The following is a 16,941-nucleotide window of genomic DNA, read 5'->3' as shown; positions in this document are numbered from 1 at the left end:
AGCCGTGACCGATACGACGCTGACCACTCCCCGTATCCGCCCGCGTCGATTCGGTCTGGGCGTCGCCGCCGTTACGGGGGCGATGCTGCTGGCCGCGATCAACTACGGCAACAACCTGATCTTTCTGCTCGCCTTCGCCATGCTGGCGATGATCGCCAACAGTGCCTGGCAGGGGTGGCGCGCACTGACTTCCGTGCGGGTTCAGCCCCTGCCGCCTGCCATGCGCCCAGCCGGAACGCCGAGCGAATGGTCGCTGCACCTTGTCAGCCGTCCGGGCCTACCGGCCTTAAGGCTCTCCCTCGATGACGATCTTCCGGCGATCCATGCCTCTCTACCAGCCGAGGAACGCACGCGCGTCACGCTTGATCTCCCGGCCGCGCCACGCGGCTACCAGCCCTTGCCCGAGGTGAAGATCGCCACCACCTTTCCGCTGGGCCTGTGGCGCGTGGAGAGACGCCTGAGGCCATCCCTTGGCCAGTGGATCTACCCCTCTCCGATCGCCGGGCCGAGCCATGACGTTCAACTCGATCACGACGGGGAGACAGGAAGCCAGCGAGATCCGGGTGGTGACCCGACGCATCTGCGTGCCTACCAGCCGGGTGATCCGATGCGGCGCATTGTCTTCCGACACTATGCCAAGACCGGTCGACTGGTCAGTCGCCAGACCGAGGGCGAACCGCAGGCGATCGAGCCGGTGGTCATCGATTACGACCACTACCGTGGTTCGGTGGAGGTAAGACTCTCGGCCATGACCCAGCGGCTGCTCTCCCTATCCGAGCGCGGCGAACCCTGGACGCTTCGGTTGCCTGGAATCCGACCGATCAGCTCGTCGGGCGCGACCAGCGAGACTAGCCAGGCTAGACGACAGGCACTACGCCACCTGGCGCGTTTCGAGCGGCGCCGGGACGCCATGGGATTCGATCATGTCCCGCCGGGGACGGAGGGCTCGTGGTGATCCGCCGTCTCGACCCGCTGCTGTGGCTGGTCCTGATCGGCAGCATCGGCCTGCTGTTGCCGCATTTGCCGTTTGCCATCATCCCGGTCCTGGTGACCGCGTTGATCTGGCGTCGTCTGCACGAGGTGCGCAACTGGCCGTTGCCGCCACGATGGCTGCTGCTGTTGCTGGCGTTGGCCAGTGCCGCGCTGGTGCTGTCCCAGTTCCATGCGTTGTGGGGGCGTGATGCCGGGGTCTCGCTATTGGTCCTGACCGCCGGGCTCAAGCTCCTCGAGACGCGCGAGGCACGCGACCACAACAGCGTACTGCTACTGACGTTCTTCTTGCTGGTCAGCGTGTTGCTGTTCGATCAGGCGCCGGTGATATTCGCGCTGGTGATGCTGCTTTTCTGGCTGCTGGTCGGTGCCTGGATCGGCGTGAGCCAGTCGACCAGCCTGCCGATCGGATGGCGCATGCGCCACGCCGGGCGGCTACTGATTGTCGGGCTGCCGTTCACCCTCATACTCTTTGCCCTCTTTCCGCGCCCGCCGGGCGGGCTGTGGGGCGTACAGCAACCGGGGGGACAAGCGGTCACCGGCCTCTCGGAGCAACTACGTCCCGGCCAGTTCGACCGCCTCGCCGAGAACCCTGCCCCGGCATTCCGGGTTCGCTTCGAGGACGAGATCATTCCGCCACAAGCGCGTTACTGGCGTGTCTACGTCATGAGCGGCTTCGCCGAGAACGACCCGGAAAGCTGGATCGCGGATCCGGTTTCTCCCGCGCCGCGGCTGGAGACGGTGTCGGCCTCGCGGCTCAGCTATCAGATCACCCTCGAGCCCACCGGCTCGCGCCAGCTGCCCAGCCTTGCAGCCGCTGTGAAAACACCGGAGCGGACTCACGTCGATGCCAACCTGGTCGTGCATCGTGCCCGCGAGGCCAACGACCGTCTGCGCTACGCCATCACCTCGGCAACCACCTATCGCCTTCATGTCGGTAACCTGCCCCGCTTTCGAAAGGCGCACTATCTGCGCACCGGCGGACTCAACCCGCTGCTCGCCGATCTTGCTGCGGGATGGAAGAACCTGCCTCCGGCACAACGCGTCGACCGGGCACTGGAGTACTTCCGCGAGAACGATTTCCGCTATACCCGCTCGCCGGGGCGGCGTGAAGGCAGCGACCGCGCCGATGCCTTTCTCTTCGAGACTCGTCAGGGCTACTGCGCCGATTATGCCGATGCCTTCGTCCGTCTGATGCGCGCTGCCGGCGTGCCGGCACGTGTCGTTACGGGTTATCAGGGCGGCGAGATCAATGGCGATTATCTGGTGGTGCGGCAATCCGACGCCCATGCCTGGGCCGAGGTCTGGCTGGCCGATTCCGGCTGGCTGCGCATCGACCCGACCCGTACGGTCGCGCCGGAACGTATCGAGACCGGTGTGGCCCAGTCGGTGCGGGACGATGCCAGCTTGCCGGCCACCGTCCGCCGGGACCCGGACTCGCTCGGCCGTCAGGCGCGGCTGTGGCTGGAACAGTTCGACAACCGCTGGAACCAATACGTGCTCGGTTATGACGGGCAACTGCAGCTCGATCTGTTCGGCTGGATCGGCCTGTCCGGCGCCCGGCCCTGGTCGTCGGCGTTCTGGGCACTGGTCCTCGCCGGCGTCGTATGGTGGTTGACGTTATGGGCGTTCACGCGGCGCGAACGGCGACGACTTGCCGGCAGTGAAACCGACTACCTGTGGGAGCGCCTGCTCGAGGATCTCGACCGGCTCGGCGTGCAACGTCACCCAGAGGAAACCGAGCGCGCCCTGCTCGTCCGCGCGGCCCGAGCACTGCCGAAGTCGGCCACGGACCTCACCCGCCTGGCTTCACTGATCGAAACCCAGCGGTATGCACGACACAGCAGCGCGCGTCAGGAGCGCCTGCTCATCACTCGTCTGTCCAATCTGCACAGGCGCCTTTGGTGGCGCGCGCGCCTGAATCGACCACCCCGGGGAGCGTGAGGCCTGGAACGGCCAGCGGCACAAATGTTATACAATAACGTTTTGTCCATTCGCCCGCGCCCCGGGGAGACATCACCCATGTCGTCGATCGTCCGAACCATCGCCTTGTCGCTGATCGCCGCCCTCGGGCTTGTGAATGCGGTGCAGGCGGCACTGCCGGTCGCCGTTTCCATCGCCCCGCAGGCGCATTTCGTGGAAGCCATTGGTGGCGATCACGTCGAGGTGCAGGTCATGGTGCCCGCCAATGCCGAACCGGTCACCTATGAACCGACACCGCGACAGATGACCGCCCTGTCCGGGGCCGAACTCTACTTTGCCGTCGGCGTGCCGTTCGAGAAGGGCTGGCTACCGCGCTTTCGCGACGTCAACCCGGCCATGACGGTCATCGATACCACTGCGCGCATCCAGCGTCGCGCGATGGATGTCGATCATCAGCACGAACACGGTGATCGCGATGCGCCCTCGCAAGACGCGCTCGACCCCCACGTCTGGCTCGCGCCGCCATTGGCACGCCTGCAAGCCGAAGCTATCCGGGATGCGCTGATCGCCGCGGACCCCGACCATGCCGCCGACTATCACCGCGGGTTCCGTCGGCTTGCCGAGGAAATCAATACGCTCGACCAGGCCATTCTCGAAGCCCTCACCGATATCGATCCGTCCGCGCGCCGATTCCTGGTGTTTCACCCCGCCTTCGGCTATTTCGCTGCGAGCTACGGTCTCGAGCAGATGGCAATCGAGGTTGAAGGCAAGGAGCCCGGCCCACGCGAACTCGCACGCATCATCGACGAGGCCCGCGGCCACGGCATTCGAGTGATCTTCATCGAGCCGCAGTTCGCCCAGGGGGCAGCGCGTACCATCGCCAGGGAGATCGGTGGCCAGGTAGTCACGCTCGACCCGCTGGCCCGGGACTGGCCGGCCGGCATGCGGGCGATCGCCAAGACTCTCGCCGAGTCGCTGGGCGGCACGCCGACACACGCCGCCGAGCCGGCACACGAACACTGAACGGGACCATGATGGACGCCGCAACCGAAACGGATGTCATTACCCTCGAGCAGGTCGGATTTCGTTTCGACGACGAACCGATCCTCGAGGCGGTAGACCTGCAAGTCCCGAGCGGAAGCTTTACCGTCATCGTCGGCCCCAACGGTGGCGGGAAAACCACCCTGCTGCATCTCATCCTCGGGCTGTATCGGCCGGAACGCGGCCGGGTACGTGTCTTCGGCGATCCGCCCGGCCAACACCCTGACCGCATCGGCTACGTTCCGCAGCACGGCAACCTCGCGCCGGGCTTCCCGGCCACGGTCGAACAGGTGGTGCTCATGGGACTGCCTCACGGCCACCGGCATGGCCCTCGTTTTCATCGGGACGAGCGCGACCGCGCCCGGCAGGCTCTCGACCGGGCCGGTATCGTCGAGCTGGCCGACCGCCCGTTCGGCGCACTCTCGGGTGGTCAACGCCAACGGGTGCTGATCGCGCGGGCCCTGATTACCGACCCGGATCTGCTGCTCCTGGACGAGCCGTTCTCCAACATCGACCCCTACGGCCGGGCCTGCATCCACGACACCCTCGAGGGGCTTGGGCACGAGATCACGCGGGTCATGGTCAGCCATGATCTCGGCATAACGCGACAGGCCGTGTCTCAGGTGCTCGCGGTCAACCGGTGGCTGGTCAGTGGCGACGGCCCCGCCATCACCGACGAGATGCTCGCGCTGATGTACGGCCAGCACGGCAAGGACTGCCCGATGGGTCAGCCGCTCCCCGGCGAGACGCACGCCCATGACCATGGGAGATCGCGCTCGTGAGCTTCGTCGATCTGTTCTCGCAGGGGTTCGTCCAACACGCGCTGATCGCGGCGGTACTGGTCAGCATTGCTGCCGGTATCGTCGGTGCGCTGGTGGTGGTCAACCGGCTGGTGTTCATGACCGGCGGCATCGCCCACACGGCCTATGGCGGCGTGGGCACCGCGATCTTCCTCGGCCTGCCCGTCCTGCCCGTCACCGGGCTGTTCACTGCCGCGGCCGCTCTCCTGCTGGGCGGGCTGACCATCCGGCGTCGCGAGCGCACCGACACGCTGATCGGGGTGATCTGGGCCGCCGGCATGGCCTTCGGCCTGATCCTGGTGGATCTCACGCCCGGCTATCAGGCGGGGCTGATGACCTATCTGTTCGGCTCGATCCTCACCGTCGGCAGTCTCGAGCTGTGGCTGATGGCCGGTATAGACGCGCTCATCCTCGGGCTGGCGCTGTACTACTACCGTGATCTCCTGTCGTTCTCGTTCGATCCGGTCTTTGCCCGCACCCGCGGTATCCCGGTGACCGGCCTGTACCTGATGCTCCTGCTGCTAATCGCGGAAACGGTGGTCATGATGATCCAGGTCGTCGGCCTGTTGCTGGTCATCGCCCTGCTCACCCTGCCGCCCTACCTTGCGCAGCGCTACACGCGCACGCTTGGCGGCATGATGCTCGCCTCCGGCCTGTTCAGCCTGTTGTTCTGCCTCACCGGCCTGTACGCGAGCTACTGGTTCGACATCGGATCCGGCCCGGCGATCATTGCGACGGCCAGTCTGCTGTACCTGTCGATCGTCGGTATCGAAACACTGCTGTCACGCGCGAGCCGCGCCTGAATCCGTCCCGCCATGCAACCCGAGCGCCTCGGACGTGTCAGAGGGAGAACACCCCGATATTCCGAGGACAACTGAATGCGTATCAATCGTCCGCTCATGCTGGGCGCGCTCGTCAGTCTCCTGCTGCCCGTCACGGCCGCCTATGCGGCCGGTTCGGCGCGCTTTTCGACGGGCGATCCCAATGTGCCGACACTGACCTTCAGCTGGCAGGACGTCGCACACAGTCGCCTCGACACCCCGAATCAGCCCGCCCATGTCCTCGCCATCGACGGGAAGGCATGGGGCGTGGCCTCAGTCGCCGGACGGCCGGTGAGCATGGATCTCGAGTCCCTGGCGAAGCTTCTGGGCAAGGACAGCAGCCTGACCCAGCTCGGCCCCAACACGGTGGTCCCGGCGCAACTGACGGCAATGGAACGCACCGGACAGACCGAAACGGTGGCCGGAATCCAGGGCGAGGTCTACCGCGTGAGCTGGCAGGACAGCAACGGAAAGGCCCATGTCGACGAGGCGGTGTTCACCGGCGACGCGTTGGTCCAGGAAATGCAGACCGCGCTGATCGGGGGAATGACCCGCGCCATCGCCAGTGGCACCGGCGTCTCCGGGCACGAACAGGCGCAACGCGAACTGGAGCGCCGGGGACTTGCCGTGCTGCGTTTCGGCGACGATTTCCGGCTGGAATCGATCGAGCGGTCCGATCAACCCGACGAGCGCTTCGCCCTGCCCGGCAAACCGGTCGACCTGCAACGGATGATGCGTGGAATGATGGGCGGCTAATCGTCCGCGGCAACCACTGCCGAGACCGCGTGGTGAGCGCGCCGCGCGATCTCGCTGCGGGTCTCCCCTTCCCGGGGTTCGATCGGCTCGAGGATGTCGATCCGGGCTTCCAGCCCGCGTGCCGAGAGCACGCGCCATAGCGACGGCCACAACGACTCCCCGCCAACGAATGCCGGCGCGATGGTCCGGTTACCCTTCGCGTCACAGTAGCGCACGGCGACGGGCACGACCGGCTCGGCCGTCTCCACGGCAGGGCCGAGAAGACGGGCGTGGAAACGCCGGACGGTATGTCCCTCGCTGGTCGTACCCTCGGCGAACACCACCATCTGCCGACCCCGCGACAGGCCGTCGGCCACGGCCGCCGCAGCGGCCTCGCTGCCGCGACCGCGTTCGATGAATTCCGTCCCCGCGAGTCTGGCCAGCCGGCCGATCACGGGCCAGCGGCGAATCTCGCTCTTGGCGAGAAAGACCGTGCCGGGAAGCAGGCTACCCAGCAACGGAATATCCAGCCAGCTGACATGGTTGGGCAGCCACAGGCTTCCGCCCGGAGGCAAGGCGTCCACTCGCTCCAGCCCGCGCACGCGAACGCTCACACCGAGAATCCCCGCGGCATCGGCCAGCCAGGCACGGACGGTCTCGAGGCGTTCGCCCTCCTCCATCCGACCCAGGCGGCGAGCCCGCCACAGGCCGACTCCGAGGTAGCCCAAAAGCCGAAACAGGCGGCCAGCGGCACGAAACAAGGGCCGCATCACGCAGTTAGTGGCCCGACTCGGCGTTCCGAACGGCCACGACAGCCGCACGACCGTACTGCGCACCGGAAATGAATGTCAGCAGCGCGGCGAGCATCAGCAGCCAGTAGCCCAGGGTGTGGACATCGATCAGGCCAAACAGCGGGAAGTAATAGAGCAGAAACAGGATGGCGAACATCTGCGCCGTGGTCTTGATCTTGCCCAGCGAGGACACCTTCACCGCGGCGCTGATGCCGCGCCCGGCCATCCATTCGCGCAGCGCGGAGACGAACACCTCTCGGCCGATGATCACCGCCGTGGCGATCACGATCGGCAAGTCGCCGTCGCTAAAGACCAGCAGGACCAGTGCCACGGCCACGATCAACTTGTCCGCAACCGGGTCGAGGAACGCCCCGAACGCCGATTGCTGGTTCCAGCGGCGGGCCAGATAGCCGTCGAGAAAATCGGTCAGCGAGGCCAGACCGAAGATCCAGGCCGATGCCGGCCGGGCGAACTCCGCCGGCGTGAAAAGGAACACGATCACCAGCAGCGGGATTGCCGCGATGCGCAACCAGGTCAGAAACATCGGCAGCGTCATGTCATGTCTCCTTGCCCGGCGGCCAGGTCGCCATGATCTCTGTCGCTTCCGGCGTGAAGCGCTCCAGCGTCAGCCCGTCGCCCTCGAGAGCCACCAGCCAGCCCGACTCGCCCCAGTCTCCGGTCACCACGCGCGGCCGACCGCCATCAAGCCGATGGATCGCCGGCCGGTGAGTATGGCCGTGGATCAGGCCGTCGGCACCGGTACGCTCGAGGATCTCCTCGACCGCGGCGGCGTTGACGTCCATGATGTCCTCGGGCTTGCTGGACGATGCTGTCTTGCTCTTGCTGCGAAGACCTTCGGCGATCGCGATCCGCTCCTCGAGCGAGCGGGCGAGAAAGTCGCGCACGAACGCGGGATCACGCAGCTGCGCCCGCATGGCCTGATAGGCCGGGTCGTCCACGCAGAGCTCGTCACCATGGGTGAGCAGCAAGCGACGCCCGCCGTGCTCGAGAACAAATTGATCCGGAAGCCGCTTGGCTCCGAGACGCTCAAGCAGCGCGTTGCCGACGAGGAAATCCCGGTTACCCGACTGGAAGGTCACCGGCCCGGGGAGTGAGGCAAAACGCTCGAGGCGCTCGGCGATGGCCGGATCGAGCGGCTGGTCGTCGCCGATCCAGTAGTCGAACAGATCGCCCAGCAGATACACCGCCTCGGCGTCCTTCGCCCGCTCGAGGAATGTGTCCAGCAGCGCGAGGGTGCGCGGGTCGGGCTTGGCGAGGTGCAGGTCCGCGATGATCAGCGTTTCGGCCATGACCGGACTCGTCTCCTTGAGTGTTCAGTCGATGCGCTCGGCCTTGTCGATCAGCACGTCGTCGACCGGCACGTCCTGGTGCCCGTAGCGAGAACCGGTCTGCAGGGTGGCCATCTTGTCGACCACGTCCATGCCGTTGGTCACTTCGCCGAACACCGCGTAACCCCAGCCCTGCGGCGTTTCCGAAGAAAAGTCGAGGAACGCGTTGTCGGCGAGGTTGATGAAGAACTGGCTGGTGGCCGAGTGCGGATCCGGCGTGCGGGCCATCGAGAGCGTGCCGCGCTTGTTCTTCAGGCCGTTGTTGGCCTCGTTCTCGATCGGTGCGCGGGTGGACTTCTGTTCCATGTCCGGCGTCAGACCGCCACCCTGGACAACGAAGCCCGGGATGACGCGGTGGAACGTCGTGCCGTCGAAGTGGCCGGCATCGACGTAGGCAAGGATGTTCTCCACGGTCTTCGGGGCCTTGTCGTCGTACAGGCCGATCTCGATGTCGCCCAGGCGGGTGGAAAAGCGGATCTTGCTCTTGATGTCACTCATGCGTTTTATCTCGTCAGTGCGGACCGTTAAACTACGCATTTGCTCGAAGGCGTGCTGCCCTCGGCACGCGCCTTTGTCAGAATGCGAAACAGTCTAACGACCTTCGACCCGGAATCGTAGCCAACATGCTCACAATCTATGACAGCGCCTCCCGCGCCAAGCGCGAGTTCACCCCGATCCGTCCCGGCCATGTCGGGATCTACGTCTGCGGGATGACCGTCTACGATCGCTGTCATATAGGCCACGCCCGGGTACTGGTGGTGTTCGACATGGTGGTGCGCTACCTCAAGGAGCGCGGCTTCGACGTCAACTACGTCCGCAACATCACCGACATCGACGACAAGATCATCGCCCGCGCCGCCGAGAACGGGGAGAGCATCGAGTCGCTGACCAACCGGTTCATCAAGCTGATGCATCGCGATGCCGAGGCACTCGGCTGCCTGCCGCCGACCTCGCAGCCGCGCGCGACCGAGAACATCGACGAGATGATCGCGATGATCGAGACGCTGATCGAACGCGGCAACGCCTACCGGGCCGACAACGGCGACGTCTACTTCGACGTCTCCACCTTCGACCGCTACGGCACGCTGTCCGGCCGCCACCCCGAGGACCTGCGGGCCGGCGCCCGGGTGGCCGTCGACGAGGCCAAGGACGATCCGCTCGATTTCGTCCTCTGGAAGCACGCCAAGCCGGGCGACCCGCAGTGGGACGCGCCCTTCGGCTCGGGCCGTCCGGGCTGGCACATCGAATGCTCGGCCATGTCCACCGAGGCGCTCGGCACCACCTTCGACATCCACGGTGGCGGCCACGACCTGATGTTTCCGCACCACGAGAACGAGATCGCCCAGAGCGAATGCGCCACGGGCTGCCATTTCGTCAACTACTGGATGCACAACGGCTTCGTCCGGATCGACGACGAGAAGATGTCCAAGTCGCTGGGCAACTTCTTCACCGTCGAGGAAGTCACCCAGCGCTATCACCCCGAGGTGGTTCGCCTATTCATCCTCTCCAGCCACTACCGCAGCCCGCTCAACTACTCCGACCAGAACCTCGATGCGGCCCAGGCCAGCCTGTCGCGCTGGTACAGCGCGTTGAAGAAGGTGCCGGCCAATGCCGAGCCGATCCCCGAGGTGATGGATGCCTTCCATGACGCCATGGACGACGACTTCAACACGCCGAAAGCGATCGCCCTGATCCACGAGCAGTTGAGCTTGGTCCACAAGATGGGCGAAGAGGACAAGGAAGCAGCTGCCCCGCACGCGGCGACCGTCAACGCCATGGGCGCGATCCTCAATCTCGGCCAGCTGGACCCGGACGCCTTCCTCCACTGGAGTGCCGAGGGCGACCGCGAGGACACGCTCGACGACGCCGACATCAACCAGCTGATCGCGCAGCGCGCCGAGGCGCGTGCCGCGCGCAACTTCGAGGAGTCCGACCGTATCCGCGACCTGCTGCTGGACAACGGCGTCACCCTCGAGGACGGCCCGCAGGGCACCACCTGGCGCCGGCAATGAACACCCCCGACCGGGCGAATGCTTGAATTCCGCCCGGTCATCAACATCTTGAGTCCATCATTTCACTCACGACCGCAAGCCGTGTCTTCGATGCACGAGACCGCGGCGGTCGCCGTCAGCGAGCACCCATGAGCACACCGAACATCATCCGCCCCGAAGGCTGGCTGTATCACCTGTCGCACACCGACCTCGACGGCTACGGCGCGCAGTACATGGTCGACCAGACCGATCAGCGCTGCCATTTCTTCAACGCCGACTACCGCGACATCAACAACGCCATCGACGACATCATCGGGCGCATCGTCAAGGCCGGCGAGCCGGCGGGGCTGCTGATAACCGATCTGAACCTCACGCTTGACCAGGCCCGCGCGCTCGACAAGCGCATCGCCAAGTCCAAGGTGCCTATCGAGTTGCAGCTGCTCGACCATCACGCCACCGGCGCGGATTGCGCCGAGGCCTTCGATTGGTACTACCTCGACACCAACCGCTGCGCGAGCCTGCTGACCTTCGACGCGGTGGCCGATCAGTTCGACGAGACCAAGCGCGAGCTGTTGCGCCAGCGTGCCGAATTCATCGACATCGGTGATCGCTGGCTGCGCGACCACGACGACTTCCGTCGCGCGATCTACCTGATCGGCCTGGTCATGCAGGACGATCATCTCGCCCCGCCGCTCAAAGACCTGAAGCGTGCCTACCGTTTCCACGTGATGGAGGCATTCTTCCGCTCGCACGAGTCCGGCGAGTCGCTCGAGAGCTTCGAGCGTCAGCTGTTCGAAGTGCGCAAGGCTTTCCTCAAGGGACGAGTCGAGAAGCGCATCTTCAATGACGAGAACCTGCCGCTCAACGACAAGTTCCACATGCTGTCGGCCTCGGTACTCGACGAGGATTTCGTCCCGGTGCTCGAGATCGAGGGCGTGCGCACCGGCGTGTTCTTCAACTGGCCGCACGACGTCTGGCGTGGCGTGATCATGGACATGATGGAAGTACGCGGCCAGATCGACATGGCCATGGGCATCCGCGGCAACGGCCGGCTGTCCCTGCGCGCCAACCCGGGCGTGAATGCCGGCGAGATCTCGGCACGCTACTTCGGTGGTGGCGGCCATCCGGGCGCGGCCGGCGGCGAACTCAAGGACACTCGCCTGCGTGACTTGGCCCATGCCGTCAGCGCCATCCAGAAGACCCTCTCTGCCGGCGAGAAATGAGCACGCCGATCATCACCCAGTCCGGCTTCAAGGCACTCGAGGCCGAGCTGGATCGCCTGTGGCGCGTCGAGCGCCGTGAGGTGGTCCAGGCGGTTTCCGAGGCGGCCGCCCTGGGGGACCGATCGGAAAACGCCGAGTACATCTACGGCAAGAAGCGCCTGCGCGAGATCGACAGGCGCATTCGCTATCTGCAAAAACGGCTACCGAACCTCAAGGTGGTCTGGCGGGAACCGGACGACACCGACAAGGTCTACTTCGCCGCGTTCGTCGAAATGGAATGCGAGGCACAGGAGCTGGAACGCACCCTGCGCCTGGTCGGGCCCGACGAGATCGACCCGACGCGCGGCTGGATCAGCATTGATTCACCAGTCGCTCGCAAACTTATCGGACGACGCCCGGGCGACGTGGTCCATCTGCCCGCCGGCGAGGATCGCGGCCACCTCCCCTGGGAAATCGTCGACATCCGTTACGACTAGTCGGGCGCCATAACCCAAGCCACCACCTGCCGCCTTCGGAGAGGCACGATGATCGACCCTCTTCTGCAACGCTTCGAGCAGCCCGGTATTCATCTGTTCGAGCGTGAGAATCTCACGATGCTCGAGTTGAGCAACACCCACGGCACCGCCGTTGTCTCCACCCTGGGGGCGACTGTGATCAGTTACGTCCCAACCGGCGAGGATGAGGTCATCTGGGTCAGCGATACCGCACGTTACGATGGCAGCAAGCCGATACGCGGCGGCATTCCGGTCTGCTGGCCCTGGTTCGGCCCCCACCCGAGCGACCCCACCCTGCCCACCCACGGCTTTGCCCGGCGCGCCACCTGGGAGCTCGTCGATGCCGAAGGCGGCGAGCACCTCAGCTGTGCCGTCTTGCGCCTGCAATCCGACGCGACCACGGCCAGCCAATGGCCATGGCCCTTCCGGCTGGAGCTCGAGCTCACCCTGGGCCAGACTCTGGCCATCGACCTGCGGGCGACCAACCTCAGCGAGGAGACCTGGACGGTCAGCGAGGCGCTTCACAGCTACTTCCGGGTGGCGAACGCGCGCAGCCTGCCGGTTGCAGGGCTGGACGGCCTTCACTACTGGGACAAGCAGCGCGATGGCCTGCGCGGCACTCAGGACACGCCGCTGGAAATCGAGCCGCCGTTCGACCGGGTCTATTTCGGTCACGAAAATGCAGCGGTCATCCACGATCAGGGACGCGATATCCGCATCGGCAAGAGCGGTAGTCGAAGCACCGTGGTCTGGAATCCCGGTCCGGAGGGAGCGGCCGCCCTGGGTGACATGCCGGATGATGCGTGGCCGCAGATGCTCTGCGTGGAGACCGCGAATGCACGGGATGATGCCTATTCGCTTGGCCCGGGGCAGACCCATACGCTCACCGCGAACATCGCCGTTTCGGCCTCTTAGACGCAGCCCGACCGTCCATCGACCGCATTTTCCGCGCTTTTCGGGAGGTTGCCCGGCACCGAATATTCGCCGGGCTCAATGAGAACCGAGATCGCGCCATCGCCCGTCACACGGCCATCTCCGGGGATGCGCCATACACCAGGCTGCGCGTTTTCCTGACCATTTGGCCCTCGAATTCCACAGCTGAAGCAAAAAAATTATCGTTTTTTTCGCAATACGCGGATAATGCGCCTCGAGGAATCGATGTTAGGACTCCTCATTAGCACCAGACCAGAACCCCCGCCCGGATAGAAGAGTCAAATCTCCATTTGTCCTACCCGCATGGAACTGCGGTTCTCTGACGCTTTTGCAGTCCTTCAGCAGTACCCCTCGTTTTCATTCAGCACATGCAATTGCATCAGAGGTATCCATCATGGCTACAGGCACCGTTAAGTGGTTCAGTGACGAAAAAGGCTTTGGTTTCATCGCCCCGTCCGACGGCTCCAAGGACGTATTCGTCCACCACAGCGCCATCCAGGGCAGCGGCTTCAAGTCGCTCGCCGAAGGTCAGACCGTGACCTTCGACATCGAGCAAGGCCAGAAAGGCCCGGCCGCAGCGAACGTGACCGTCTAAGTCACCGCCCGCAACGGCTCGAAAAAATCCCGCCTCGTGCGGGATTTTTTGTGTCTGGGGTCTGCTGCATCAGGCGGCTCGGGCACGCCGTTCGTGTCCTGCTAGAGCAAAGCCCACACGATCACGCCCACTGTCAGCGCCGTCAGGCCGAAGGCGATCAACGCCAGCAACCCATCACGCGCAATCAGTGCGAGCCCGAACACGGTCAAGGTGAGGCCGGCGGCATTGGCCGAGAACGGTATGAACTCCATTGCCGGCATCAGCAGTGAAACCACCATCGCCAGCAATGCCACACCGAATCGTGCCCCGCCATTCACCAGGCCGGTCAGCCGCGGCCGCAGGAATCGATCGACGAACCGAGCCACCGGCATCATCCACCCAATCGCCTTACGCAGGGTCGCGCGCGGGATCCGCCGAGCAAGCAGCCACTTCGGCAGCCAGAAATGCTCCCGTCCCAGCAGCAGTTGCAAGGCCAGCAGGAACACGAAGATGCCGATGACCGTGGGCACGCCGGGAATGTCGCCGATCAGGGGAGCCATCACGATCAGACCGGCCAGTAACAGCATCGGTCCGAACGAGCGCCGACCCACCATGTCGAGTACCGCCCCGAGGTGCACGGACGACGTGTCGTCGCGCACCCTGCCGACCAGCCGCAGCAACCCAACAAGGCTATCGGGTTCGGGCGGCTCGCTCTGTCGCATGTCTTTCTCTTCGCTCATGTGCTGCTCACTGCGTCCCAACCGCATCCGCCGCGGTATCAATCGTCCTGACGATGGTAGACCTCGAGGGCACGGGATCCCCGACCGGACGGGACTTCAGCCGCAATTTCACCCCGGCGTTCAACAACATTTGTTGTAAACTCGGGGCACCGAACACGCCCGGGGCCCTGCCCCGGGTTTTGCCATTGCGGCGGCAAGCTGTACGACGAACTTGGCCACCGATGGTTTCGCCGATCCAGCCACCTGCGGCTTCCGAGGTTGTCCATTCATGATCTTCCGCTTCCCCATCGTCATTATCGACGAGGATTTCCGCTCCGAGAACGTCTCCGGCCTCGGCATCCGGGCATTGGCCGATGCCATTCGTGCCGAAGGCGAGGAAGTGCTGGGCGTGACCAGCTACGTGGATCTGGCGGCTTTCGCCCAGCAGCAGGCGCGGGTATCGGCCTTCGTGATCTCGATCGACGACGAGGAATTCCATGCCGGCAACGAGCCGGTGGACGAGTCGCTGGAAGTCATTGTCCAGCTGCGCAACTTCATCCAGGAAATCCGCTTCCGCAACGCGGACATTCCGATCTTTCTGTATGGCGAGACGCGGACCAGCCGTCACCTGCCGAACGACGTCCTCAAGGAACTGCACGGCTTCATCCACATGTTCGAGGACACGCCGGAGTTCGTCGCCCGTCACGTGATCCGCGAGGCGCGCAGCTATCTCAACTCGCTCGCCCCGCCCTTCTTCCGCGCCCTGACTGGCTACGCCGCCGACGGTTCGTACTCGTGGCACTGCCCGGGTCATTCCGGTGGCGTGGCGTTCCTCAAGAGCCCGGTCGGCCAGATGTTCCACCAGTTCTTCGGCGAGAACCTGCTGCGCGCGGACGTCTGCAACGCCGTGGACGAGCTTGGCCAGCTGCTGGATCACACTGGGCCGGTAGCCGCCTCGGAGCGCAATGCCGCGCGAATCTTCAATGCCGACCACCTGTTCTTCGTCACCAACGGCACCTCGACCTCCAACCGCATGGTCTGGAACTCGAACGTGGCCCCGGGCGACGTGGTGGTAGTCGATCGCAATTGCCACAAGTCGATCCTGCACTCAATCATCCTCACCGGCGCGATCCCGGTTTTCCTGATGCCGACGCGCAATCACTACGGCATTATCGGGCCGATACCGCGAAGCGAGTTCACGCGCGAGAACATCGAGAAAAAGATCGCCGAACACCCCTTCGCCAGCCAGGCCGAAGACCGGCAGCCAAAGATCCTCACGATCACGCAGTCGACCTATGACGGCATCCTCTACAACGTCGAGGAGATCAAGGACGAGCTCGATGGCTTTGTCGAGTGCCTGCATTTCGACGAGGCCTGGCTGCCGCATGCGGCCTTCCACGACTTCTACGGCGATTACCACGCCATCGGCGAGGATCGCCGGCGCTGCTCGGACTCGGTGGTCTATTCGACCCAGTCCACACACAAGCTGCTGGCCGGCCTGTCGCAGGCCTCGCAGGTACTGGTGCAGGACTGCCAGAAGCAGCGGTTCGATCAGGACGTCTTCAACGAGGCGTACCTGATGCACTCCTCGACCTCGCCGCAGTACGCGATCATCGCCTCGTGCGACGTGGCCGCCTCGATGATGGAGCCGCCGGGAGGTACCGCGCTGGTCGAGGAATCGATCTTCGAGGCGATGGATTTCCGCCGCGCGATGCAGAAGGTGGATGTCGAATACGGCGACGACTGGTGGTTCAAGGTCTGGGGCCCGGACACCATACCCGAGGAAGGCATCGGCACTCGCGACGACTGGATGCTGCACGAGGACGACCGCTGGCACGGCTTCGGCCAGGTTCCGACCGGGTTCAACATGCTCGACCCGATCAAGGCGACCATCATCACGCCGGGGCTCGACGTCGACGGCGACTTCCACGACTGGGGTATCCCCGCGGCGATCGTCACCCGTTATCTGGCCGAACACGGGGTGGTGGTGGAGAAGGCCGGCCTGTACAGCTTCTTCATCATGTTCACCATCGGCATCACCAAGGGCCGCTGGAACACGCTTTTGACTGCCCTGCAGCAATTCAAGGACGAGTACCAGCGCAACCAGCCCCTGTGGCGCATCCTGCCGGAGTTCGTGAACAAGCATCCGCGCTACGAGCGCGTCGGCCTGCGCGATCTCTGCGACAAGCTCCACGCCGTCTACCGCGAGCACGACGTCGCCAAGCTGACCACCGAGATGTACCTGTCGAACATCGAGCCGGCCATGCGTCCGGCCGATGCCTGGTCGAAGATGGCGCGCAAGCAGATCGACCGCGTGCCGATCGACGAGCTCGAGGGCCGCATCACCGCCTCGCTGGTGACGCCCTACCCGCCGGGCATTCCGCTACTGATCCCGGGTGAGCGCTTCAACGCCCGAATCGTGGAATATCTGAAGTTTGTCCGGCACTTCAACCGCCAGGTACCCGGCTTCGAGACGGACGTGCACGGACTGGTGGCGGAAGAGACCGACGAAGGTATCCGCTACTTCATCGACTGCGTGCGTGCCGACTGAGGAAAT

At 64.7% G+C, this 16,941-nt stretch carries 17 protein-coding genes; 12 read left to right on the top strand and 5 right to left on the bottom strand.

All coding sequences use genetic code 11. The annotated features are described in order from the left end of the window. Positions 1-4: 4 nt before the first annotated feature. The 6 genes from LV476_RS02700 to LV476_RS02675 all read left to right on the top strand — a co-directional run bounded on the left by LV476_RS02700 (position 5) and on the right by LV476_RS02675 (position 6,331). Complete coding sequence (locus LV476_RS02700; RefSeq protein ID WP_250073005.1) at positions 5-955, top strand: DUF58 domain-containing protein; 951 nt, start codon at positions 5-7, stop codon at positions 953-955. Beyond that, entirely contained in the window at positions 952-2,934 is a 1,983-nt protein-coding gene (locus tag LV476_RS02695; RefSeq protein ID WP_250073004.1) for a transglutaminase TgpA family protein, read from the top strand. Before LV476_RS02700 ends, LV476_RS02695 begins: the two co-directional genes overlap by 4 nt. 78 nt (positions 2,935-3,012) lie before the next feature. Then, entirely contained in the window at positions 3,013-3,936 is a 924-nt protein-coding gene (locus tag LV476_RS02690; protein WP_250073003.1) for a metal ABC transporter solute-binding protein, Zn/Mn family, read from the top strand. Between the two features lie 8 nt (positions 3,937-3,944). Then, on the top strand, positions 3,945-4,736 hold the full coding sequence (locus tag LV476_RS02685; RefSeq protein ID WP_250073002.1) for a metal ABC transporter ATP-binding protein: 792 nt from the start codon (positions 3,945-3,947) through the stop codon (positions 4,734-4,736). Continuing rightward, entirely contained in the window at positions 4,733-5,557 is an 825-nt protein-coding gene (locus LV476_RS02680) for a metal ABC transporter permease (protein ID WP_250073000.1), read from the top strand. The genes LV476_RS02685 and LV476_RS02680 overlap by 4 nt, the downstream gene beginning before the upstream one ends. Before the next feature lie 75 nt (positions 5,558-5,632). Beyond that, positions 5,633-6,331, top strand: coding sequence for a hypothetical protein (locus LV476_RS02675; protein WP_250072998.1), 699 nt, complete (start codon positions 5,633-5,635; stop codon positions 6,329-6,331). On the opposite strand, the gene LV476_RS02670 is transcribed toward LV476_RS02675, so the two are convergent. From LV476_RS02670 to LV476_RS02655, 4 genes are read right to left on the bottom strand one after another with little or no spacing between them, the layout of a single operon-like run. Next, positions 6,328-7,080 (bottom strand): lysophospholipid acyltransferase family protein, encoded by a 753-nt coding sequence (locus LV476_RS02670; RefSeq protein ID WP_250072996.1) that lies wholly within the window; start codon positions 7,078-7,080, stop codon positions 6,328-6,330. The genes LV476_RS02675 and LV476_RS02670 overlap by 4 nt on opposite strands. A gap of 7 nt (positions 7,081-7,087) precedes the next feature. Beyond that, positions 7,088-7,657, bottom strand: coding sequence for a CDP-diacylglycerol--glycerol-3-phosphate 3-phosphatidyltransferase (pgsA, locus tag LV476_RS02665; RefSeq protein ID WP_250072994.1), 570 nt, complete (start codon positions 7,655-7,657; stop codon positions 7,088-7,090). Between the two features lies 1 nt (position 7,658). Beyond that, a complete protein-coding gene (locus LV476_RS02660; RefSeq protein WP_250072992.1) occupies positions 7,659-8,411 on the bottom strand; it encodes a UDP-2,3-diacylglucosamine diphosphatase in 753 nt (250 codons plus the stop codon). 24 nt (positions 8,412-8,435) lie between these two features. Continuing rightward, the gene (locus LV476_RS02655) at positions 8,436-8,948 is read right to left on the bottom strand and encodes a peptidylprolyl isomerase (RefSeq protein WP_250072991.1); all 513 of its coding nucleotides are present in this window, start codon (positions 8,946-8,948) and stop codon (positions 8,436-8,438) included. A gap of 125 nt (positions 8,949-9,073) precedes the next feature. On the opposite strand from LV476_RS02655, the gene cysS reads away from it, so the two are divergent. The 5 genes from cysS to LV476_RS02630 all read left to right on the top strand — a co-directional run bounded on the left by cysS (position 9,074) and on the right by LV476_RS02630 (position 13,686). Then, positions 9,074-10,462 (top strand): cysteine--tRNA ligase, encoded by a 1,389-nt coding sequence (cysS, locus tag LV476_RS02650; RefSeq protein ID WP_250072989.1) that lies wholly within the window; start codon positions 9,074-9,076, stop codon positions 10,460-10,462. A 128-nt stretch (positions 10,463-10,590) separates the two neighbouring features. Further along, on the top strand, positions 10,591-11,664 hold the full coding sequence (locus LV476_RS02645) for a DHHA1 domain-containing protein (RefSeq protein WP_250072987.1): 1,074 nt from the start codon (positions 10,591-10,593) through the stop codon (positions 11,662-11,664). Beyond that, positions 11,661-12,140, top strand: coding sequence for a transcription elongation factor GreB (gene greB, locus LV476_RS02640; protein ID WP_250072985.1), 480 nt, complete (start codon positions 11,661-11,663; stop codon positions 12,138-12,140). The genes LV476_RS02645 and greB overlap by 4 nt, the downstream gene beginning before the upstream one ends. Before the next feature lie 48 nt (positions 12,141-12,188). Further along, positions 12,189-13,073 carry a D-hexose-6-phosphate mutarotase gene (locus LV476_RS02635; protein WP_250072984.1) on the top strand — a complete coding sequence of 295 codons (885 nt, stop codon included), beginning with the start codon at positions 12,189-12,191 and terminating at the stop codon, positions 13,071-13,073. Between the two features lie 412 nt (positions 13,074-13,485). Then, positions 13,486-13,686: a cold-shock protein gene (locus LV476_RS02630; RefSeq protein ID WP_250072982.1), complete on the top strand. Its 201-nt coding sequence runs from the start codon at positions 13,486-13,488 to the stop codon at positions 13,684-13,686. A 101-nt stretch (positions 13,687-13,787) separates the two neighbouring features. Here LV476_RS02630 and LV476_RS02625 read toward each other — a convergent pair whose 3' ends face one another. Continuing rightward, entirely contained in the window at positions 13,788-14,405 is a 618-nt protein-coding gene (locus tag LV476_RS02625; protein ID WP_250072981.1) for an exopolysaccharide biosynthesis protein, read from the bottom strand. 268 nt (positions 14,406-14,673) lie between these two features. Between LV476_RS02625 and LV476_RS02620 the strand changes: the two genes are divergently transcribed. Further along, a complete protein-coding gene (locus LV476_RS02620) occupies positions 14,674-16,935 on the top strand; it encodes an arginine/lysine/ornithine decarboxylase (protein WP_250072980.1) in 2,262 nt (753 codons plus the stop codon). The last annotated feature ends 6 nt before the right edge of the window (positions 16,936-16,941 follow it).

Source organism: Guyparkeria hydrothermalis (genome assembly GCF_023555385.1).
Taxonomy (GTDB): domain Bacteria; phylum Pseudomonadota; class Gammaproteobacteria; order Halothiobacillales; family Halothiobacillaceae; genus Guyparkeria; species Guyparkeria hydrothermalis_A.
Note: the sequence above shows the minus strand (reverse complement) of the source record. Positions and strands in the feature narration are given on the sequence as shown.